We start from the raw sequence: 18098 nt of genomic DNA, 5'->3' as shown, positions 1-18098 counted from the left end.
GCGCGCAGGTGCGACCTTGTGGATTGTCCGGGGCCGCCGCATGTGCTGCCTGACCTGGGCGAGGACGCCTTCTCCGTCAACGACCCAAGCGCCCTAGCATCGCTTGGCGGTTTAGCTAAGTGGCTGATCAAAGGGCGAAAATCGGTGCGGCCTTCGTCGGCTCCGGGACTATTCCGGGGTCGTGGGCTCCGGTTCATCGGGGCCGCCGGTCGTGGGGTGTTCGTTGCTCGGCTTTGGCGGGCGGATCTGGGAGCCTCGCCCGGTGCTCAAGCGGTCGGAACTGGGGACCAGAGAGACTGCCGACCTGGGCGCGGAGACTATGGGCGCCGAGACTGTGGGCGCGCAGATCGTGGGCGCGACGATCATGGACCTTGCCGGCGCGATCCCCATGATCGGGGGGCAGGCGGTTTGCGGCCGCCGCATTCGCGCGATCAAGACGTTTGAAGGTAAGCGTCGTTCCCGCACCACCTCGGCCGTTGCTCAGGAAGCGCCGTTCCTGACACACAGCGTGGCCCTTGCGCTTGGGACACCGAAAACGGACGATGCGGCGGTTCGGTTGAGAGCGACGGAACGGCGCTTGGTCAGTGAAGAGGGGGAAACATGGTTGCGAACAATGAACAGATCATTCGGGACTTCATCGCCGCGTGGTCGCGACTGGATGTTGAGGAATTGGTTCAATACTTCTGCGAGGACGGGACTTACCACAATATGCCAACGAAGCCGGTGACGGGGCATGAGGCCCTTCGCCCCTTTATATCCGCTTTTCTGAAGGACTGGCGCTCGACCGAGTGGGACGTGCTTAACCTCATGTCCAACGGCAACATCGTTTTTGCCGAACGCCTGGATCGGACTGTAGTTGGGAGCAGGCCCGTCAACCTTCCCTGCTGTGGCGTCTTTGAGATGCAAAACGGTCGCATCAAGGTCTGGCGGGATTACTTCGACATTGGGACCTACGTGTCCGCACTGCGGGATTGATAGGGCCGAGCGCCGTACATAGGCGCCGTGCTCAGTCTGCCTCGGGCGACAAGGTGACATTGTTCCAGGGCATTAACTCGTCGATCTGACTCTGCGGGTGGCCTGCGACGATGCGGGTGATGACGCTGGCGATGTAGGCCTGCGGATCGATGTCGTTGAGCTTGGCGGTCTCGATGAGCGAGGCGAGGATGGCCCAGTGCTCGGCGCCGCCGTCGGAGCCGGCGAAGAGGCTATTCTTGCGGGTGAGCGCCAGCGGTCGGATGGCGCGCTCGACGGTGTTGTTGTCGAGCTCGATGCGGCCGTCTTCGAGGAAGAGCGTCAGCCCCACCCAGCGCGCGAGCGCGTAGCGGATGGCCTCTGCGAGCTTGGTCTTCTGGCTGATGGTCGCGAGCTTGGCGCGCAGCCAGGGCTCCATCGCCTCGACCAGCGGACAGCTTTTCGCCTGGCGGATGGCGCGGCGGGCGGCGGGCTCGAGGCCGCAGATCTCGGCCTCGACGGCGTAGAGCGCCTTGATCTGCGCCAGCGCCTCGGTGGCGATCGGCGCCGGGCCGGCGACCGCCAGCTCATAGAACCGCCGACGGACGTGGGCCCAGCAGAAGGCGAGCTGAACCTGGCCCTGCTCGGCGAGCGGCCGGTAGCCGCCATAGCCATCGATCTGCAGTACCCCGGTGAAGCCGGCCAGGTGAGCCATCGGCCGCTCGGCCTTGCGGTCGGGCGCATAGACATAGGCCACGGCCGGCGGACCAGACCCGCCCCAGGGTCGGTCGTCCCGCGCATAGGCCCAGAGCTGCCCGGTCTTGGTCCGCCCGCGTCCGGGATCGAGCACCGGGGCCGTGGTCTCGTCGGCGAACAGCTTGGAGGATCGTCGGAGCGTTTGCAGCAGGTGCGCGTGGACCGGCCGGAGCAGGAAGGCCGCCCGCCCGGTCCAGTCGGCGAGGGTCGAGCGATCGAGCTTGATCCCCTGGCGGGCGTAGATCTGAGCTTGGCGATAGAGCGGCAGGTGATCGGCGTACTTAGCCACCACCACGTGGGCGACCGTGGCCTCGGTGGGGAGGCCGCCCTCGATCAGCCGGGCCGGCGCCGACGCCTGGACCACCACGTCCTCACAGGCCCGGCAGGCGTACTTGGGCCGCCGCACCACCAGCACGCGCAGCTGGGCCGGCACGATGTCGAGCCGCTCGGCGCGGTCCTCGCCGATCGCGTGCAGGGCGCCGGCGCAGCAGGGACAGGTCTTGTCGTCGATATCGACGAGCATCTCGATCCTCGGCAGGTGCTCGGGCAGTGAGCCGCGGTTAGACCGGCGCTTGGCGGCCCGCTCGGCGCGGCGCGGTGGATCTTGCGCTTCGACGCCAGCAGCCTGCGCCGCTTCCTCCTGCTGGACGTCCTCCAACGCCAGCTCCAGCTGGTCGATCGGCAGGGTCTCGGCCCGGCGGCCGAAGCGGTGGCGCTGCATCTCCTTGATGATCTGGCGAAGCCGCTCGGCCTCGGCGGCGTGGGCGACGCGCTCGGCCAGGATCAGCGCCTGGAGCGCTTCGACATCCTTCGGCAGAGCATCGGCCAGGCCCGTCATGGTCAGGATTACAGCACATCAAACGCGCCTTGAGGCGCCCCCGCGTGCGGCCTGAGTCATCTCGCCGCAGGCCAGATCCTCATCCCGCGGCGAGCGGCGTCCGGGGCCGTCTGGCTTGGTGCACCCGCCGCCAGTCCAGCCCTTCCAGCAAGGCTCCAAGCTGGGCGGAGGTGAGCCGTATCACCCCGTCCTGGATCTTGGGCCAGCGGAACTCTCCATCCTCCAACCGCTTGGCGAACAGGCACAGCCCCGTGCCGTCCCAGTAGACCAGCTTGATCCGATCGGCGCGCTTGGCGCGGAACACATAGACCGCGCCGGAGAACGGATCGGCGGCCATCTGCTCACGCACCAACCCCGCCAACCCCTCCGCGCCTTTACGGAAATCCACCGGGTGGGCGGCCACCAGCACCCGGACCGCGCCGCTCGGACCAATCACCGTCCAACCCGCAAGGCGCCGATCACCGCAACCGCCATCCGTGCGTCGGCCTCGCGGCCGATCCGCACGCGAGCGCCCGCCATCTCGATCTCGATGGCGCCGTCCGCCGCGTCTGCGCACCCCGATCCTGGATCTTCCACCATGACCTGGGCGAAGGCCAACTGGCGCGCATCACGCCGCCAGGTAAACACCTGCGTCTTGGACAAGCTGTATCGATCGGCGACCTCGCCGACGCTGGCCGCGTAGCTCTCCGCCACGATCTGCGCCTTCGCCTCAGCGCTCCAGCGCCGCCGCTGGCCCACGCCCGTAAACACCTCGATCCGACGCGCCACAGGCATCGTCAGCACATCGTCACTAGGCATCATCACCACACCAAGCCAGACCGGCCTGGAGTCTCCGCGATCACGTCATCCACTGAAAGGTGGGGTCCGGGCTCCGCTTACGTTTGAAGAATTGGCGGCGGCGACGCTCTTCGGCCTGATGGTCGCCGAGGCCTTCGCGCCATCCTTTGGCGTGCTCGGCATCGGCGGTGTGGCGGCCTTCCTGCTTGGCGGCATGATCCTCATCGACACCGAGGCGCCTGGCTTTGGCGTCTCGCTGCCGCTGATCGCCGCTCTTGGGGCGGTGAGCCTCGCGTTCAGCTTGCTGGTCTTGAGGCTAGCCCTGGCCTCGCGCCGTCGCGCCGTGGTGAGCGGGCGCGAGGAGATGCTGGGCGCTCTTGGCCGAGTTCTCGATTGGGAGAATGGGTCTGGCCACGTCTTCACCCACAGCGAGCGGTGGCGCGCGGTCTCGCATGCGCCGCTGGCGCCTGGCGATCGGGTGCGGACGCTGGCGATCCACGATCTCACCCTTACCGTGACGCCGGACGAGAGCGGCGATCCCCCTAGTTGAGGAGTCTTCCGATGCTGGCCAGCCTCGCCATCTACGCCCCTATAGTCATCCTGCTGCTCGTCGTGCTTGCCGCGGCGATCAGGATTCTCCGTGAGTATGTTCGCGGCGTGGTCTTCACCTTGGGTCGCTTCACCGGGGTCAAGGGCCCGGGCCTTATTCTGCTCGTCCCGTTCGTGCAGCAGATGGTCCGCGTCGATCTGCGCACCATGGTGCTCGATGTCCCCGCCCAGGACGTCATCTCTCGCGACAACGTGTCGGTGAAGGTCAACGCCGTGCTCTATTTCCGCGTCGTCGACCCGGAGCGCGCGACCATCCAGGTCGAAGACTACATGCAGGCCACCAGCCAGCTGGCCCAGACCACCCTGCGTTCTGTGCTCGGCAAGCACGACCTCGACGAAATGCTGGCCGAGCGCGACAGGCTCAATAATGACATCCAGGAGATTCTCGACGCGCAGACCGACGCCTGGGGCATCAAGGTGGCCAATGTCGAGATCAAGCACGTCGACATCGACGAGAGCATGGTCCGCGTCATCGCCCGCCAGGCCGAGGCCGAACGGGAGCGACGCGCCAAGGTTATCAGCGCCGAGGGTGAACAGCAGGCCGCGCAGAAGATCTACGAAGCCGCGCTGATCCTCGGCCAGAAGCCCGAGGCCATGCAATTGCGCTACCTCAGCGCGCTCTCGGTGATCGCCAACGACCGCAGCAACACCATCGTCTTCCCGTTCCCGCTTGATGCCGGACCGATGTTATCGGCGCTTGGCGCGAAACGATGAGGGGCGCGCGGGAAGCGATCACCAAGAGGACCGGTCTGCCTGGAGCTTGAGCCGCCTACGGCAGTTCGAACCTCGCCTGCAGCCGTACGGCGTCTGGTGTCAGATCTTCCCGGCGGCTGCGTGGCCGCGGCGTCGAGCGGCGCCTTTGCAGCCGTAGGCGTACTCGCGAGTTCGTCCACCTTTCTCCAGCCTGGGGGCTTTCGAGACTTTCCAGCCCCTTGGAGCCTTCCTTCTCGCCCTGCGGTCCGCAGGCTGACCGCCAGAGACGTCGGGCGCCCGAAAGTGCGGGGCGCTGGCGTCCAGGGCGGCGATGGGGCCAGTCAGGCTTTGCGTTTGATGAAACCCTCAAGTCTGCTCGACTGCGCCACGGTGTTGGAGATCGTGCCGTACTTGCGGACATTCTTATGCAGCAGCTCAAGGCGTTGATCGCTCTCGTCTGTGTCTATGATCAGCTCGTAGTCGACCGAAACCATCATGGGCGGGGCGTCCTGCCGGACCCCATGCAGCCTGACCTCCACCCCTCGGAGATCGAAGTTGAGCATCGGCGTCGCGCGCTCGATACCCTTGATCATGCAGGCGGCGATTGAAGCTAGAAAAAGCTCGGCCGGATTGAAGGCGTCGGGGCGTCCGTTCACGTCCGTATCCAAGACGATTTCGGCCCCCTTGCAGGCGGCGAGGCTGCCGTGTTGATCCTGTCGTCGCGCGGTGACGTGGTACTCAAGCATCGGAGACCTCAAGCTGTGCCGGGGACGAGGAATACCGGCGGTTCGTCCGTCGGCTTTTCGAGGAGCTGCTGTTCCGTCAGACGAGCATAGACCTCGATCAGGTTGTCGTCAGGAGCCACTGCTCGTGCAAGGGCGCGCCTCGGGCATGGCCGCTAGCGCCTCATGGGAACAAACGGGCCTCGTCATGCCTTGATCGGCCTCGCGCCCTTCATCGTCGGCGGCCCGGCGAGCGCCATTGTGTTCGACGATGTATGGAAAAGGGCGCCGCAGATGCGCCAGTCGCCGAGCGGCCCTGGCGCCGCTTCTAGAACCTAGCGCCTGAGCGAGTGTCCGGTCCGCCCAGACGTCAGGCGACGCCGTGTGATCGCACCTCGGCGCCGAGCCCCTGAATGGGACAATTGCGCCCGGCCGCAGGCGTCAGGGTGGACTTTCGCGGCCTAGGCATTAGTAGGCGCTGCAATGTCGGGCTCGCGCACAACAGGCCTCAGGACGCCAGCCATCGCGCTGGTGCTGGCGTGCATGGCCATCGCCCTGCGCGTCTTCGTCCCGCATGGCTACATGGTGGCCACGACCGCGCCTTCGGGGACAATTCCGATTGTGCTCTGCACCTCGCAGGGTGCGCAGACCGTAATCATTGATGAGGCGGGCCAGGTCGTTTCGCCTCAGCCGCACGCCCCGATTGACCAACCCGGCGATCAGAGGGGCGATAGTCCTTGCGCGTTTTCGGGCTTCGGCGGCGCTTTCGCTGCCCAGGCCCCGATGCTCTTTGCGACAGCGCACTGGACTTGGATCCGGCAATCCATAGTCGTTGAGCCCCAGACAACGCCCGGCCGCGGACTTGCCGCGCCGCCGCCGCCGGCCACCGGACCCCCGCTTCAGATCTGACCCCGCCGAACTCCCGCGCGCAACAGCGACGGCTCGCGCGCATGTGCATCAGATCTAAGGCTCATTTCATGTCTCGTTCGTTCAACGGCCGTACGGCCGTGCTCATGGCTGGCGCCTGCGTCGCCGCCCTCGCTACCCCGCTTTCCGCCCAGGCCCAGCCCGCAACCGCGCTCCCCCCCATTCAAGCCCGCGCGGCGTCAGAGGACGCCAGCGCGTCCAGATCGCCGAGCCAGATCGAGCTGACCGGCGAGACGCTCGCGCGGCGCGCCGCCGGCTCGGCCGACACCATGTCGCTGATCGCGGGTGAGCCGGGCATGGCTGTCTCCGCCAATGGCGGCATATCCAGCCTTCCGGTGATGCGGGGGCTGGCCGATAGCCGGGTTCTGGTGACGGTCGATGGCGTCGAGATCACCACCTTCTGCCCCAACAATATGAATCCCCCCGGCTCCTACATCCTGCCTGGACGGGTGGAGGGCATCTCCATCTTGCCGACCCTCTCGCCGGTCAGCGCCGGCGGGGACAACATCGCCGGCGTCATTGCCGTGACCACGCGGGCGCCAACCTTCGCCACCGAGGGCAAGGGCCTGCTCGTGACCGGCGAGGTCGGCGCCAGCTATCGTAGCGTCGCCGACGCCGTCGGCGCGACCGTCCAAGCCTCGGTCGCAGGAGAGCGGTACAGCATTGGCTACGAGGGCGCCTGGAACCGCGCGGGCAACTACAAGACGGGCGGGGGGCGGCGCGTCCGCTCGACCCTGTACGAGGCATACGACCAGGCGCTGACGCTTGCGCTGTTGACCGACCAGGGCGTGCTCAGCCTGCGCGCCGGCAAGCACTTCTCCCCATACGAGGGGTTTCCCACCCAGCGCATGGACCTGACCGAGAACGACAGCAGCTTTGCTGATCTTCGCTACGACGGGACCTACGGCTGGGGTGAAGTGACGGCCAAGGCGTCGTGGCGCTCGGTCGACCACGAGATGAACTTCCTGAGCGACAAGGGCGGATCGGCCGCCGGCGGCATGCCGATGAACACTCAGGGACGCGATCTTAGCGCCTCCCTGGCGGCAAGCATGCCGCTGAACGACGGCGGAGCGCTGCGCGTCGGGGGCGAGGCCCATCGTGCCGACGTCGACGACTGGTGGCCCCCCGTGGCGGGCAGCGCGATGATGGGGCCGCAGACCTATTGGAACATCAAGAACGGCCGTCGGGAACGGACGGGACTCTGGGCGGAGTGGGAAGGAAGGCGTTCGGCGCAATGGACCACCCTGCTCGGCGCGCGTGTCGAGCATGTCGAGACGGACGCCGGTCCGGTTCAGCCCTATGCCTGGGGCGGCATGATGAACATGGCCGACGCCAAGGCCGCGCTCGCCTTCAACGCCCGCGACCGGGGCCGTGCCGATGACAATGTGGATGTCACAGCCAAGGCGATCTGGCGGGCGAATGATACGACAAGTGTCGAGTTCGGCTACGCTCGCAAAACGCGCAGCCCCACGATCTACGAGCGCTACGCCTGGGGCATGGGGATGATGTCGAGCTCAATGACGTCCTTCGCCGGCGACGCCAACGCCTATGTCGGCGATCCTGATCTTGAGCCTGAGGTGGCGCACAATCTGGCTGCGACGGTTAAGTTCGCCAGTTTGGACGGAAGGCGCGGCCTGACGCTCAGCGCCTACGATTCGCGTGTCGAGCACTTCATCGACGCCGTGAAACTGGCGGACCTGGCCAAGGGCTTTGTGCAGCTTCGCTTCACCAATGTGGACGCCCGGATCTATGGCTTCGACGCAAGCGGTCACGCGCAGCTCTGGGACACCTCGGCGTTCGGGCGAGGGACCTTTACGGGGGGGCTGTCGTGGGTCGAGGGTGAGAACCGCGACAGCGGCGACAGTCTCTATCACATGACCCCGCTTACGCTTCGGCTGGGCGTGGAGCAGGTGAAAGGGCGCTGGACCAACCAGGCTGAGTTGGAGCTCGTCGGTGAGAAGGACGCGGTGAACGCACTGCGCCGCGAGCCGATGACCGCCGCCTATGCCCTGCTCAGCCTGCGCTCTGGCTGGAAGGGCGAGCGTGTGCGGGTGGATCTCGCCGTCGAGAACCTGCTTGACGCCTCCTACGATCTGCCGCTCGGAGGCGTGTCGTTCGGAGACTTCAAGGCCGAGGGCGGCGTCCCCCCGATCCATCCCCTGCCGGGGCTGGGGCGGTCGATCAACCTCAATCTGGCCTATGCGTTCTGAGCTTGAGGCGCCGCCATATCGATCTCCGACTGGCCGGGGCGATCAGCGCCTCGACCATCTTGCACGCCGCGGCGTGGGTGGCAGCGACCCATGGGCCGCCGGCCGAGCCTGCGGCGCGGCAAATCCTGGTCGTCCAGCTGGTTGCGGCGCCGGCTTTGGCGCAAAGGCCGCCTGCGCCAGCCTTGCCCGCTCAAACCGAGCCAGCCCAAACCCGGCCCGCCCCGACGGGCCTTGCCATGGCGAGGTCGGCGGCCGGCCCAACTCCGACGCCGGATCCGTCCCTGGTCCCAGCGAGCCTCACCGGACCCACGGCGAAAGCCGTGGCTCCAATGGGCCCGCCAGTTGCGGTCATCCCGACTGATGATGGCGCCGACGCCAGACCTGCGAGCCCCTCGCTCGATGACTACCGGCGGCGCGTGTGGACCCATCTGGCGACGCATGCGCCTTCGGCTCCCCCGGGAACAGGGTCGGCGAGGGTGATGTTCGGGCTCGATGAGACCGGCGGCGTGCTCTTCGTGCGACTTGCGCGCTCCAGCGGTCGCCCGGCGTTCGACAGAGCCTGCCTAGCGTCGGTTCGCGCGGCCGCGCCCCTTCCGTCGCCGCCGGCTGGGACAGCCCGCGCTGATCTGGTGTTCGAGGTTCCAATTGAGGCCGCACGAGCCCAAGGCGCGAGGGGACGATGAGGCGCCGCGACGCCTTGGACCCTGCGAAAGGCGGCCTGTCGGGGCGAAATCCCGGTCTCTCCGGAGAGCGACCGGCGGGAAGGTCAGCACGATGGCGTGGCTCGCGGTGACGCCGACGAGATGGGCTGGGCCGTGGGCCGACGTGGCGCTTCAACCCCCAACTGGAGCGTCCACCTGTAGCGATTTGAAGCACGGCGCGCCGGTAAATCGTCAGTCCTCGTCCGCCAACCACAGTTCGTGGGCGTCGAGAGCGAGCTTGAGCAGCGCGCGATGGGCCACGGAGCGGGCGGCCAGCTCGATGCGGCGCGCCTCGTAGGTCTGGCGTTCAGCCAGCAGGCGGTCCGAGAGATCGCGCTCGCCCAGCTCGTAGGCGCGGGAGACCCGGCGCGAGGCCTGTTGGGCCGCGCCGAGCGCCAGGGCCGCGTCCCGCCAGGCGTCGAGGGCGGCCGAGGCGGCGATGACGTCGGAATGGGCGGTGGCGCGCACCTCGCGGGCGGTCATGGCGTATCGCGCCTCGGCGGCCGAGGCGAGCGCCGACTGCTGGTCCGCCGCGGCGCTACGGCGGGCGCCGCCGAACGGGGCGGAGATGAAGACGCCGACGCCGCTTTCCTCGCCGCCGCGTTCGCTGAAAGTGCGCACGCCGATGACGGGGTCGGGCACGCGGTCCTGGCTGAACCTGCGCGCTAGGAAGCGTTCCCGATCGGCAAGCGCGCGGGCGATGACGACCTCATGGCTGCGCTGGACGATCAGATCGCTCCACTCGGCGAGCGGGCGCGCGGGCGCCGCCGGCGCGGGCGTCAGCGGCGCGGCGTCAGGCGCCAGGCCTGGGTAGCGGGCCTCCAGCTCGGCGCGGGCGGTCCGCTCGGCGCCCTGCGAGCGCGCGAGCGCGGCGCGGGCGCGGGCCTCCGCGCCCTGGGCCTGCTCCAGATCGAGGAGGGCGGCGTCCTGAAGCTCGACGCGGCGCGCCAAGGCGCGAACCTCGCGTCCGTAGACTTCGAGCTCCTCGGCGTCGACGGCGCGGGACTCGGCGGCCTCGGCCCAGTTCAGATAGCGTTCGGCGAGATCGAGCGAGGCCTGGTGGCGGGCGTCGTCGACGCTGTTATGGGCGGCCTTAACGCCCGCCTCGCCGGCGGCGCGATCGAGGGCCGCCTTGGCGGGCATGCGAACGCCCCGCGCCGCCTGCAGCGACCACTCGCCGTAGGTTCGCTCGCCGCGCACGCGGCGGTCGTCAAAGGCGGCCGTGAAGGTGGTTTCATGTTCCCCGACGGCAAGCATCCGAGCCTGGGCCTGGGCCCCCCCGAGCATGGCGCGCGCCTCCATCAGGGCGGGCGAGCCCTCCAGGACCTCAAGAATCTTCTGATCCGGCGGCAGGAAGGCTGGGCGAGCCATGCCGGACTCGGCCGCCGTGGCCTCAGGCGCGAGCAGGAGGAGGGCGAACAGGGGAGCGATCAAGGGGGCGGGGCGCATCATGCAGTCTCCAGGACGGCGGCGCCGCGCTCGACCCCGAACCGGCGATAGAGGATGGGCAGCAGGATCAGGGTGAGCAGGGTCGAGGTCACCAGGCCCCCGACCACGACGATGGCCAGCGGGCGCTGAATCTCCGAGCCCGGTCCGGTGGCGGTCAGTAGCGGCACGAGGCCCAGGGCGGTGATGCTGGCGGTCATCAGGACCGGCCGCAGGCGCCGGCGCGCCCCTTCAGTCACGGCGGTGGCGACGTCGCGCCCGCGCTGGACCAGCTCGTTGAAATGCGTGACCAGCACCAGCCCGTTCAGCACCGCGATGCCGAGCAAGGCGATCAGGCCCACCGATGCCGGCACCGACAAATATTCGCCCGAGATCCACAGGGCCACGACCCCGCCGATCATCGCGAAGGGGATGTTGGCCAGGATCAGCAGCGATTGCCGTGTCGATTTCAGGCTGATGAACAGCACCAGGAAGATCAGCCCCAGGGCCATCGGCACCACCACCCCAAGGCGGGCGGCCGCGCGCTTCTGGTTCTCGAACTGGCCGCCCCAGGCGAGGCGGTAGCCGGCCGGCAGCGGCACGTCGCGCGCGACGTTGGCCTGGGCCTCCTTGACGAAGCCGACGAGGTCGCGGCCCTGGACATTGGCCTGGATGACGGCGAAGCGCGAGGCGTTCTCGCGGTCGATCTTCACCGGGCCCTCCCGGCGCTCGATGCGCGCCACGTCGCCGGCCCGCAGCAGGCCGCCGTCGGGCGTGGCGATCTGGGCCTGCTCGAACAGCGCCGGATCCTCGCGCAGGTCCTGGGGCCCCCTGACCAGGATCGGCGTGCGCTTGCCCTGTTCGAAGACCACGCCCGCAAGGGCGCCCTCGAGCTGGGCGCGCAACTCCTGCTGCAGGACCTCGGCGGACAGGCCGGCCCGGACGGCCGCGGCGCGGTCGACGTCCAGCTGGAGGTAGGTCACGCCGTCGCCCGCGACCGTGTAGACGTCGGACGCGCCGCGCGTCGTCTTCAGGGTCTCCTCGATGCGGCCGGCCAGGTCGCCGAGCGTCTTCAGGTCAGGGCCGAACACCTTGACCGCCAGGTCGCCCCGGCTGCCGGTGAGCATCTCCGAGACCCGCATCTCGATCGGCTGGGTGAAGGTGGCCTCCACGCCGGGGAACTGGGCGGCGACCTTGCGGATCTCCTCCGTGAGCCAGGCCTTGTCCTTCCGGCGCCAGTCCTTGCGGTCCGCCAGCACCAGGAAGCTGTCGGTCTCGTTCAGACCCATGGGATCGAGGCCCAGTTCGTCGGAGCCGACGCGGGCGACGATGCGCTCGACCTCCGGCACCTGGGCCAGGATCGCGCGCTGCACGGCCAGGTCCTGGCGGGCGCTGGCGTCGAGGTTGATCGAGGGCAGCTTGGCCAGCTGCATGAGGATCGCGCCCTCGTCCAGGGTCGGCATGAAGCTCTTGCCGATCAGGACGTAGGCGACCGCCGCCAGGACCATGCCGCCGCCGGCCGCCGCGTACACGGGCTTGGGCCTGGCCAGGGCGCGGGCCAGCTGGCGTTCATAGAACGGGCCAATCCTGCGCATGATCCAGGATTCGCGGTGCGCGTGGGCCTTCAGCAGCAGCGAGGCCAGGACCGGTATCACCGTGAACGACAGCAGGAGCGACGAGCCCAGGGCGAAGACGATGGTCAGGGCGACGGGCGCGAACAGCTTGCCCTCCAACCCCTGCAGGCTCAGCAAGGGCAGGAAGACCAGGCAGATGATCAGCACGCCCGAACCGACCGGCGCGGCCACCTCGGCCACGGCCTCGTAGATCACGTGCAGGCGCCGCGAGCCGGTGATGCTCGGATTGTCGAGCCGCTCGACGGTGTTCTCGACCACGACGACCGCCGCATCGACCAGCATGCCGATGGCGATGGCCAGGCCGCCCAGGCTCATCAGGTTCGCCGAGAGCCCGAACGCGCGCATCAGCAGAAAGGTCGTCAGCGCCGCCAGCGGCAGGGTGACCGCCACCACCGCGGCGGCCCGCAGGTCCCCAAGGAACAGCAGCAGCAGGATGACGACCAGCACCGTGGCCTCGACCAGCGCCTTGTTGACGGTGCCGGTGGCGCGCTCGATCAGGTCCGAGCGGTTGTAGAACGGGCTGACCTTCACGCCCTTGGGCAGCGAGGGCTCGATCTCCTTCAGGCGCGCCTCGACCGATCTCACGACCGCCTTGGCGTCGGCGCCGCGCAGGGCGATGACGATGGCCTCGGCGGCCTCGGCCTCGCCGTTCTGGGTGACCGCGCCATAGCGGGTGAGGGCGCCTTCCTGAACCTCGGCCAGGTCGCCGAGCCGGGCGGTTCCACCGCCGGGCAGCGGCACGACCGTGTCGCGCAGGTCGTCCAGGCTGGTGATCGCCCCGGCGACACGCACCACCAGAGCCTCCTCGCCCTCGCTCAGACGTCCGGAGCCGTCGTTGCGGTTGGAGGCGGGGATGGCGTCGATGAGCGCCTGGGAGGTCAGGCCCGAGGCGGCGAGGGCGGCGGGGTCGGGCGAGACCTCCAACGTCCTGGCCCGTCCGCCCAGGACATTCACGTCGGCGACGCCAGGAAGGCCGCGCAGGGCAGGACGGATGGTCCAGTCCAGCAGGGTGCGCTTCTGCTCGAGCGTCAGGCCCTCCCCCTCGATGGTGAACATATAGACGTCGGACAAGGGCGTGGAGATCGGCGAGAGGCCGCCGCTGACGCCCGCGGGCAGGGCGCCCAGAGCGTTGGAGAGGCGCTCTGCAGTTTGCTGGCGGGCCCAGTAGACGTCAGTCCCAGGCGCGAAATCGATGGTCAGGTCGGCGATCGCGTACTTGGCGGTCGAGCGCAGCATGGCCTGCCTGGGGATGCCCAGAAGCTCCATCTCCAACGGGGCGATGACCTGGCTCTCGACCTCCTCGGGCGTCATGCCGGGGGCCTTGAGGATGATCTTCACCTGGGTCGGCGAGATGTCGGGGAAGGCGTCGACGGGCAGATTCAGGAACGCGTTGATCCCGAGACCGATCAGGGCGAGCGCCAGCACCGCGGCCAGCAGCCGCTGCGACAGGGCGAAGGCGATGAGCTTGCGCATGCCTATCGCCCCAGGGCCGACTTCAGTTGCGCAGCGCCCGATGCGGCGACCCGCGCGCCGGTCGGGAGGCCGCTCACGACGGCCTCGGTCCCCGCAACGCCGACCACGGCGACGGCGCGCGCCTCGTAGCCCGCGCCGGTCTTGACGAAGACTCGCGCGCCGGCGGCGTCCTGGACCAGCGCCCCGCGCGGAACGGCCTGGGCGCCCGCGGGCGCCGGGGCGAGCAAGGTGACGGTGACGGTCTGGCCGAGCGCCAGGGCCGCGCCCCTGTCCAGTTCGGCCCGCAGCGGCAGCGAGCGGGTCTTGGGATCGATGCTCGCACCGACGGCGACCACCCGGCCGGCCGTATCGCCGACCCGCACGGGATAGCCGATCTTCAGCTTCTGGGCGATGGCGGGCGAAACCCGCGCCTCGATCCACAGCCTGTCGGCGCGGTCGAGGGTGACGGCCGGGGCCATGGCCTCCAGCCCGCCGCCCGGTTGGGCGTTCAGGGCGGCCACGCGCCCGGCGCTCGGCGCGCGCAGCACGTATTCGCCCGACGCGCCGCCGGCGCCCGACAACAGGCGGCGGCGCTCGTTGACCATGGCCCGGGCCTGGGCGGCGCGGGCCTGGGCTTCCTCAGCGCGGGCGCCGGCGATGACGCCCTCGTTGGCCAACTGCCGGGTGCGGCGGGCGGCGGCCTCGGCCACGCGCAGCTCGGCCTGGTTCTGGATGAGCTCGGAGGACACGGCCAGCGCGTCGCGGCTGAACAAGGTCACCAGCGGCGCGCCGGCCGTCACCGCCTGGCCCTCCAGGACGTGGACGCGCAGCACTGTTCCGGCGAATGGCGCGGCGACCACCCGGCGGTCGTTCAGCGGCGGGGTGACCGTGGCCGGGACGGCGGCCAGCGGCGCGCCCGAGGCGGGCCTGGCCGTGGCCAGCACGACGCCCATCGCCTTCTCCTGAGCCGCGCTCAGGGTCAAGGGCCCAGCGGCTAACGTTGGCGTTGGCGTTGTCGAGACGGCCATGGCGAGGGCGGCGGCGAGGCTTGAGCGGACGGCGGGCATGGACTCCTCGGGGCTTGAGCCGTCCCCCGATGCGCCGCCAGGCTGAAGTCATCCTGAAGCGAAGCTGAAACGGACCTGACAAGACGCAGTCAGGTTCGCTTCAGCCGTCTGTGCTAGAAGAGGAAGCCAGTCCAGGGAGACCGCCGCCCATTCGCGTCCTGCTCGTCGAAGACGATCCCGAAATCGCCCGCCGCCTTGGCGCGGCGCTGACCAATGCTGGCTTCGTCGTGGAGAACGCCGCCGACGGTGAGACCGGGCTGCTGCTGGGCCAGACCAACGACTTCGACGCGGTGGTCCTCGACCTCGGCCTGCCACGCCTGCCGGGCCTGGAGGTGCTCAAGCAGTGGCGGCGCGAAGGCCGCGACGTCCCCGTGCTGGTGCTGACCGCGCGCGATGCCTGGACCGATCGCGTCGAAGGCCTGAACGCCGGCGCCGACGACTACTTGGGCAAGCCGTTCCAGAACGCAGAGGTGGTGGCGCGGCTGCGCGCCCTGACCCGGCGCTCGGCCGGCCGCTCATCGCCCGTCATGCGGCGTGGCGACATCGTGCTCGATCCTGTCGCCGGCACGGTCCAGCGCGGCGAGGAAACCATTGAGCTGACGGCGCGCGAGCTGAAGGTGTTGGTCTATCTGATGCATCGGGCCGGCCGCGTCGTGTCGCAGGGCGAGCTGATCGATCATGTCTACAGCCTGGACGAGACGCGGGAGTCCAACACGATCGAGGTCTATGTGGCGCGGCTGCGTAAGAAGCTGGGCAAGGACGCGATCCGGACCATCCGCGGGCTGGGCTACAAGTTCATCTGATGCGCCATCTCTGGACCAGCTTCCGCACCCGCCTGCTCGTCGGGGCCGCCATCTGGATCATCGCCGGCATGGCCCTCAGCGGCTTCCTGCTGTCGGAACTTTTCAAGGCGCACGTGACGCAGCAGTTCGACGACGAGCTGCACGGCCACGCCGCCGAGCTGGCCGTCCTGGTGGGCGTCGCGCCCGACGGCAAGCTGTTCCTGCATCGGCGGCTTAGCGATCCGCGCTTCCTGCCCGCGGACTCGGGGTTTTACTGGCGGGTCGAGGCCGAGACCGGGGCTTCGATCGGCTCGCCGTCGCTGGCTGGCCGGCCTCTGCCCTTGCCAGGCCCCTTTCCGACCGCCGGCGCCGAGCGGCACGTCTTTGTCACCGGGCCCTCCGGCCAGCTGCGCCTGGTCGAGCGGGCGGTCGCAGCGCCGGGCGCGCCGCAGCTGCGTATCGGCATCGGGGTCGACCAGCGCCTGCTGGACGAGGTGCTGGCCCACTTCAACAGGACGCTGTTTCTCTCGCTCGCCATCGTGGCCTTGGGCCTGATCGCCGCGGCGATCCTGCAGGTGTGGTTCGGGCTGCGTCCGCTGAGCGGAATGCGGCAGGCGCTGTCGGAGGTCCGAATGGGCAGGGCCAGCCGCCTGCCCGAGGATCTTCCCAGCGAGGTCCGTCCCCTGGCGGTCGATCTCAACGCCCTGCTGGAGGGCAATCTCGAGATGCTGCGGCGCGCCCGCACCCAGGCGGGCAATCTCGCCCACGCCCTGAAGACGCCCCTGGCCATCCTGCTGGACGAGGCTGAGCGTCTGCGTCGGGCCGGACAGGACGAGGCGGCCGAGGTGATCGAGGCGCAGTGTGAGCGCATGCGCCGGCAGATCGACTACCAGATCGCCCGGGCCCGCGCCGCCGCGCTCAAGCGCGCCCCGGGCGTCGCGGCCGAGGTCAAGGGGACGCTGGAGCCGATCATCGCCGCAATGCGTCGCCTGCATGGCCGTCGCGGCGTCACCTATGCGGTCGCCTACGAAGCCGACGCGACGGTCGCGGTCGATGCGCAGGACCTGGCTGAGATTCTCGGAAACGTGCTCGATAACGCCGGAAAGTGGGCGAACGCTCGCGCCGAGGTCTCGGTGCGGCGCAGGGGCGAGATCGTGGAGATAGTCGTCGACGACGATGGCCCTGGACTGCCGCCCGAGAGCTACGAGCATGTCTTCGGTGTGGGAGAGCGGCTTGATGAACGCACGCCGGGCCATGGCCTGGGCCTCTCGATCGTCAGGGATCTGGTCGGCCTCTACGAGGGCCAAGTCACCCTTGATGCTTCGCCGCAAGGAGGGCTTCGACTGATCCTGGCCTTCCCGATGGTTCACGCCTAGCGCCGCCACCTTCGCACCCTCGGGGTCCGGGCTGCGCGGAGAGGCGGCAGTTCAGCGAGCGTCGGGGGAGGCGCCGCTAGCCAGCTGCCTGAACGATCGGATGGTTGGGCGCGTCACTGCGTTTACGCAGCAGGACCAGCGCGGCGGCGGCCACCAGCGCCGCGCCGGCCAGGCTCGTCACATATGCGGCGCCGACGAAGAAGGGCAGCCATGGAAGGTCGACGGCCGCGAAGTTGCGGACCAGCAGAAGGACAACGCTGCCCAGATAGCCGGAGGCGTCCGCGACGTAGATCAGGAAACCCGCGGTCGCCACGGTGCCGGAGTAAGCGATCATTCGGTCGAACAGCATGGCGTTGAAAGGGGTGTAGGCGAGATAGAGGCCCGCGCCACCAGCGATCATCCAGGCGATCGGCGACAGCAACTCGCGCTGGAAAGCCAGGGTCGAGAGACCAAGGACGGCGAAACCCGCCAGGATGACGCCGTGCATAAGCAGCAGGGCGCGGCCGTTGTCCTTCACCGCGATCAGCGCGCCCATCGTCACCAGCGACAGGACCGCCACCGGACCCTCGCTGGCGGTGAACACCGTGGCGGCGTCGCCATAACCAAGGGCGCTCCAGATCTCGGCCGCGAAGTTGTCGCGCAGGTCGCGGAACGCCGTCAGCAGCACATAGGCGGCGACGAGCAGCACCAGCACCGGCCAGTGCGCGGCCAGGAACGCTTTGCGTTCCTTGGCCATCATCGGCCGGCGCGCCACGCGCTCGGCTTCGTCGGCAGCGCTCGGCGAGGGCAGGAGGGCGAGAGCCAGCACCGAAAGCGCGAGCAGCGGCATGAAGACCACGCCCGTCGCGGCCGGCATCCAGAACGGACTGACGTGCAGGCCCTCCATCAACGCCTTGCCGACCGACTTCACAACGCCGGAAGACAGGATGAAACTGGCGCAGAGGATCGCCCCCAGGACCTCGCTGGTGCGCCGGCCTTCCATGAAGCCGAACACCAGGCCCCAGATCAGGCCCAGCGGCAGGCCGTTCAGGAACAGGGCGGCGACGTTCCAGGGCGCCGGTATCACCGCGTGTCCGGCGTCAGCGCCGATGAGACAGATTGAGGGTGCCGCATTTAGGAGGGTTTTGGTCTCGTCGTAGTGACGAAGGAACGAAGATGAGACCAAAACCCTTGGCCGC

General features: G+C 68.9%; 15 protein-coding genes. 7 read left to right on the top strand and 8 right to left on the bottom strand.

Annotation, left to right across the window (positions count from 1 at the left end; genetic code table 11):
* Positions 1-600: 600 nt before the first annotated feature.
* Complete coding sequence (locus ACE3TL_RS00075; protein ID WP_374576618.1) at positions 601-975, top strand: limonene-1,2-epoxide hydrolase family protein; 375 nt, start codon at positions 601-603, stop codon at positions 973-975.
* Between the two features lie 31 nt (positions 976-1006).
* Here the strand turns inward: ACE3TL_RS00075 and ACE3TL_RS00070 are convergent, their stop codons facing one another.
* The 3 genes from ACE3TL_RS00070 to ACE3TL_RS00060 all read right to left on the bottom strand — a co-directional run bounded on the left by ACE3TL_RS00070 (position 1007) and on the right by ACE3TL_RS00060 (position 3319).
* Complete coding sequence (locus tag ACE3TL_RS00070; protein ID WP_374576617.1) at positions 1007-2545, bottom strand: IS66 family transposase; 1539 nt, start codon at positions 2543-2545, stop codon at positions 1007-1009.
* A 79-nt stretch (positions 2546-2624) separates the two neighbouring features.
* The gene (gene tnpB / locus ACE3TL_RS00065; protein WP_374576616.1) at positions 2625-2981 is read right to left on the bottom strand and encodes an IS66 family insertion sequence element accessory protein TnpB; all 357 of its coding nucleotides are present in this window, start codon (positions 2979-2981) and stop codon (positions 2625-2627) included.
* A complete protein-coding gene (locus ACE3TL_RS00060; protein ID WP_374576615.1) occupies positions 2978-3319 on the bottom strand; it encodes a transposase in 342 nt (113 codons plus the stop codon). The genes tnpB and ACE3TL_RS00060 overlap by 4 nt, the downstream gene beginning before the upstream one ends.
* Positions 3320-3434: 115 nt before the next feature.
* On the opposite strand from ACE3TL_RS00060, the gene ACE3TL_RS00055 reads away from it, so the two are divergent.
* Both ACE3TL_RS00055 and ACE3TL_RS00050 read left to right on the top strand, forming a co-directional pair.
* Positions 3435-3872, top strand: a complete 438-nt coding sequence (locus ACE3TL_RS00055; protein WP_374576614.1) for an NfeD family protein — start codon at positions 3435-3437, stop codon at positions 3870-3872.
* Positions 3873-3883: 11 nt separating this feature from the next.
* On the top strand, positions 3884-4645 hold the full coding sequence (locus tag ACE3TL_RS00050; RefSeq protein WP_374532241.1) for a slipin family protein: 762 nt from the start codon (positions 3884-3886) through the stop codon (positions 4643-4645).
* Between the two features lie 320 nt (positions 4646-4965).
* On the opposite strand, the gene ACE3TL_RS00045 is transcribed toward ACE3TL_RS00050, so the two are convergent.
* Positions 4966-5370, bottom strand: a complete 405-nt coding sequence (locus ACE3TL_RS00045; protein WP_269629220.1) for an OsmC family protein — start codon at positions 5368-5370, stop codon at positions 4966-4968.
* A gap of 989 nt (positions 5371-6359) precedes the next feature.
* On the opposite strand from ACE3TL_RS00045, the gene ACE3TL_RS00040 reads away from it, so the two are divergent.
* Together ACE3TL_RS00040 and ACE3TL_RS00035 are read left to right on the top strand one after the other, a co-directional pair.
* The gene (locus ACE3TL_RS00040; protein ID WP_374576613.1) at positions 6360-8483 is read left to right on the top strand and encodes a TonB-dependent receptor; all 2124 of its coding nucleotides are present in this window, start codon (positions 6360-6362) and stop codon (positions 8481-8483) included.
* A gap of 236 nt (positions 8484-8719) precedes the next feature.
* Positions 8720-9166: an energy transducer TonB gene (locus ACE3TL_RS00035; protein ID WP_374453048.1), complete on the top strand. Its 447-nt coding sequence runs from the start codon at positions 8720-8722 to the stop codon at positions 9164-9166.
* Positions 9167-9376: 210 nt separating this feature from the next.
* Here ACE3TL_RS00035 and ACE3TL_RS00030 read toward each other — a convergent pair whose 3' ends face one another.
* Genes ACE3TL_RS00030 through ACE3TL_RS00020 form a run of 3 tightly spaced genes read right to left on the bottom strand, consistent with a single transcriptional unit; the run spans position 9377 to position 14648 of the window.
* On the bottom strand, positions 9377-10636 hold the full coding sequence (locus tag ACE3TL_RS00030) for a TolC family protein (RefSeq protein WP_269629221.1): 1260 nt from the start codon (positions 10634-10636) through the stop codon (positions 9377-9379).
* Positions 10633-13716, bottom strand: coding sequence for an efflux RND transporter permease subunit (locus tag ACE3TL_RS00025; RefSeq protein WP_269629222.1), 3084 nt, complete (start codon positions 13714-13716; stop codon positions 10633-10635). The genes ACE3TL_RS00030 and ACE3TL_RS00025 overlap by 4 nt, the downstream gene beginning before the upstream one ends.
* A 2-nt stretch (positions 13717-13718) precedes the next feature.
* Complete coding sequence (locus ACE3TL_RS00020) at positions 13719-14648, bottom strand: efflux RND transporter periplasmic adaptor subunit (RefSeq protein WP_269629223.1); 930 nt, start codon at positions 14646-14648, stop codon at positions 13719-13721.
* 263 nt (positions 14649-14911) lie between these two features.
* Here ACE3TL_RS00020 and ACE3TL_RS00015 point away from each other — a divergent pair, with 263 nt between their 5' ends.
* Together ACE3TL_RS00015 and ACE3TL_RS00010 are read left to right on the top strand one after the other, a co-directional pair.
* On the top strand, positions 14912-15565 hold the full coding sequence (locus ACE3TL_RS00015) for a response regulator transcription factor (protein ID WP_269629355.1): 654 nt from the start codon (positions 14912-14914) through the stop codon (positions 15563-15565).
* Positions 15565-16920 carry an ATP-binding protein gene (locus tag ACE3TL_RS00010; RefSeq protein ID WP_269629224.1) on the top strand — a complete coding sequence of 452 codons (1356 nt, stop codon included), beginning with the start codon at positions 15565-15567 and terminating at the stop codon, positions 16918-16920. Before ACE3TL_RS00015 ends, ACE3TL_RS00010 begins: the two co-directional genes overlap by 1 nt.
* Before the next feature lie 76 nt (positions 16921-16996).
* Here ACE3TL_RS00010 and ACE3TL_RS00005 read toward each other — a convergent pair whose 3' ends face one another.
* Complete coding sequence (locus ACE3TL_RS00005) at positions 16997-17986, bottom strand: DUF5690 family protein (protein WP_374576612.1); 990 nt, start codon at positions 17984-17986, stop codon at positions 16997-16999.
* Positions 17987-18098: the final 112 nt, after the last annotated feature.

The organism is Phenylobacterium sp. (genome assembly GCF_041920015.1).
Taxonomy (GTDB): domain Bacteria; phylum Pseudomonadota; class Alphaproteobacteria; order Caulobacterales; family Caulobacteraceae; genus Phenylobacterium.
Note: the sequence above shows the minus strand (reverse complement) of the source record. Positions and strands in the feature narration are given on the sequence as shown.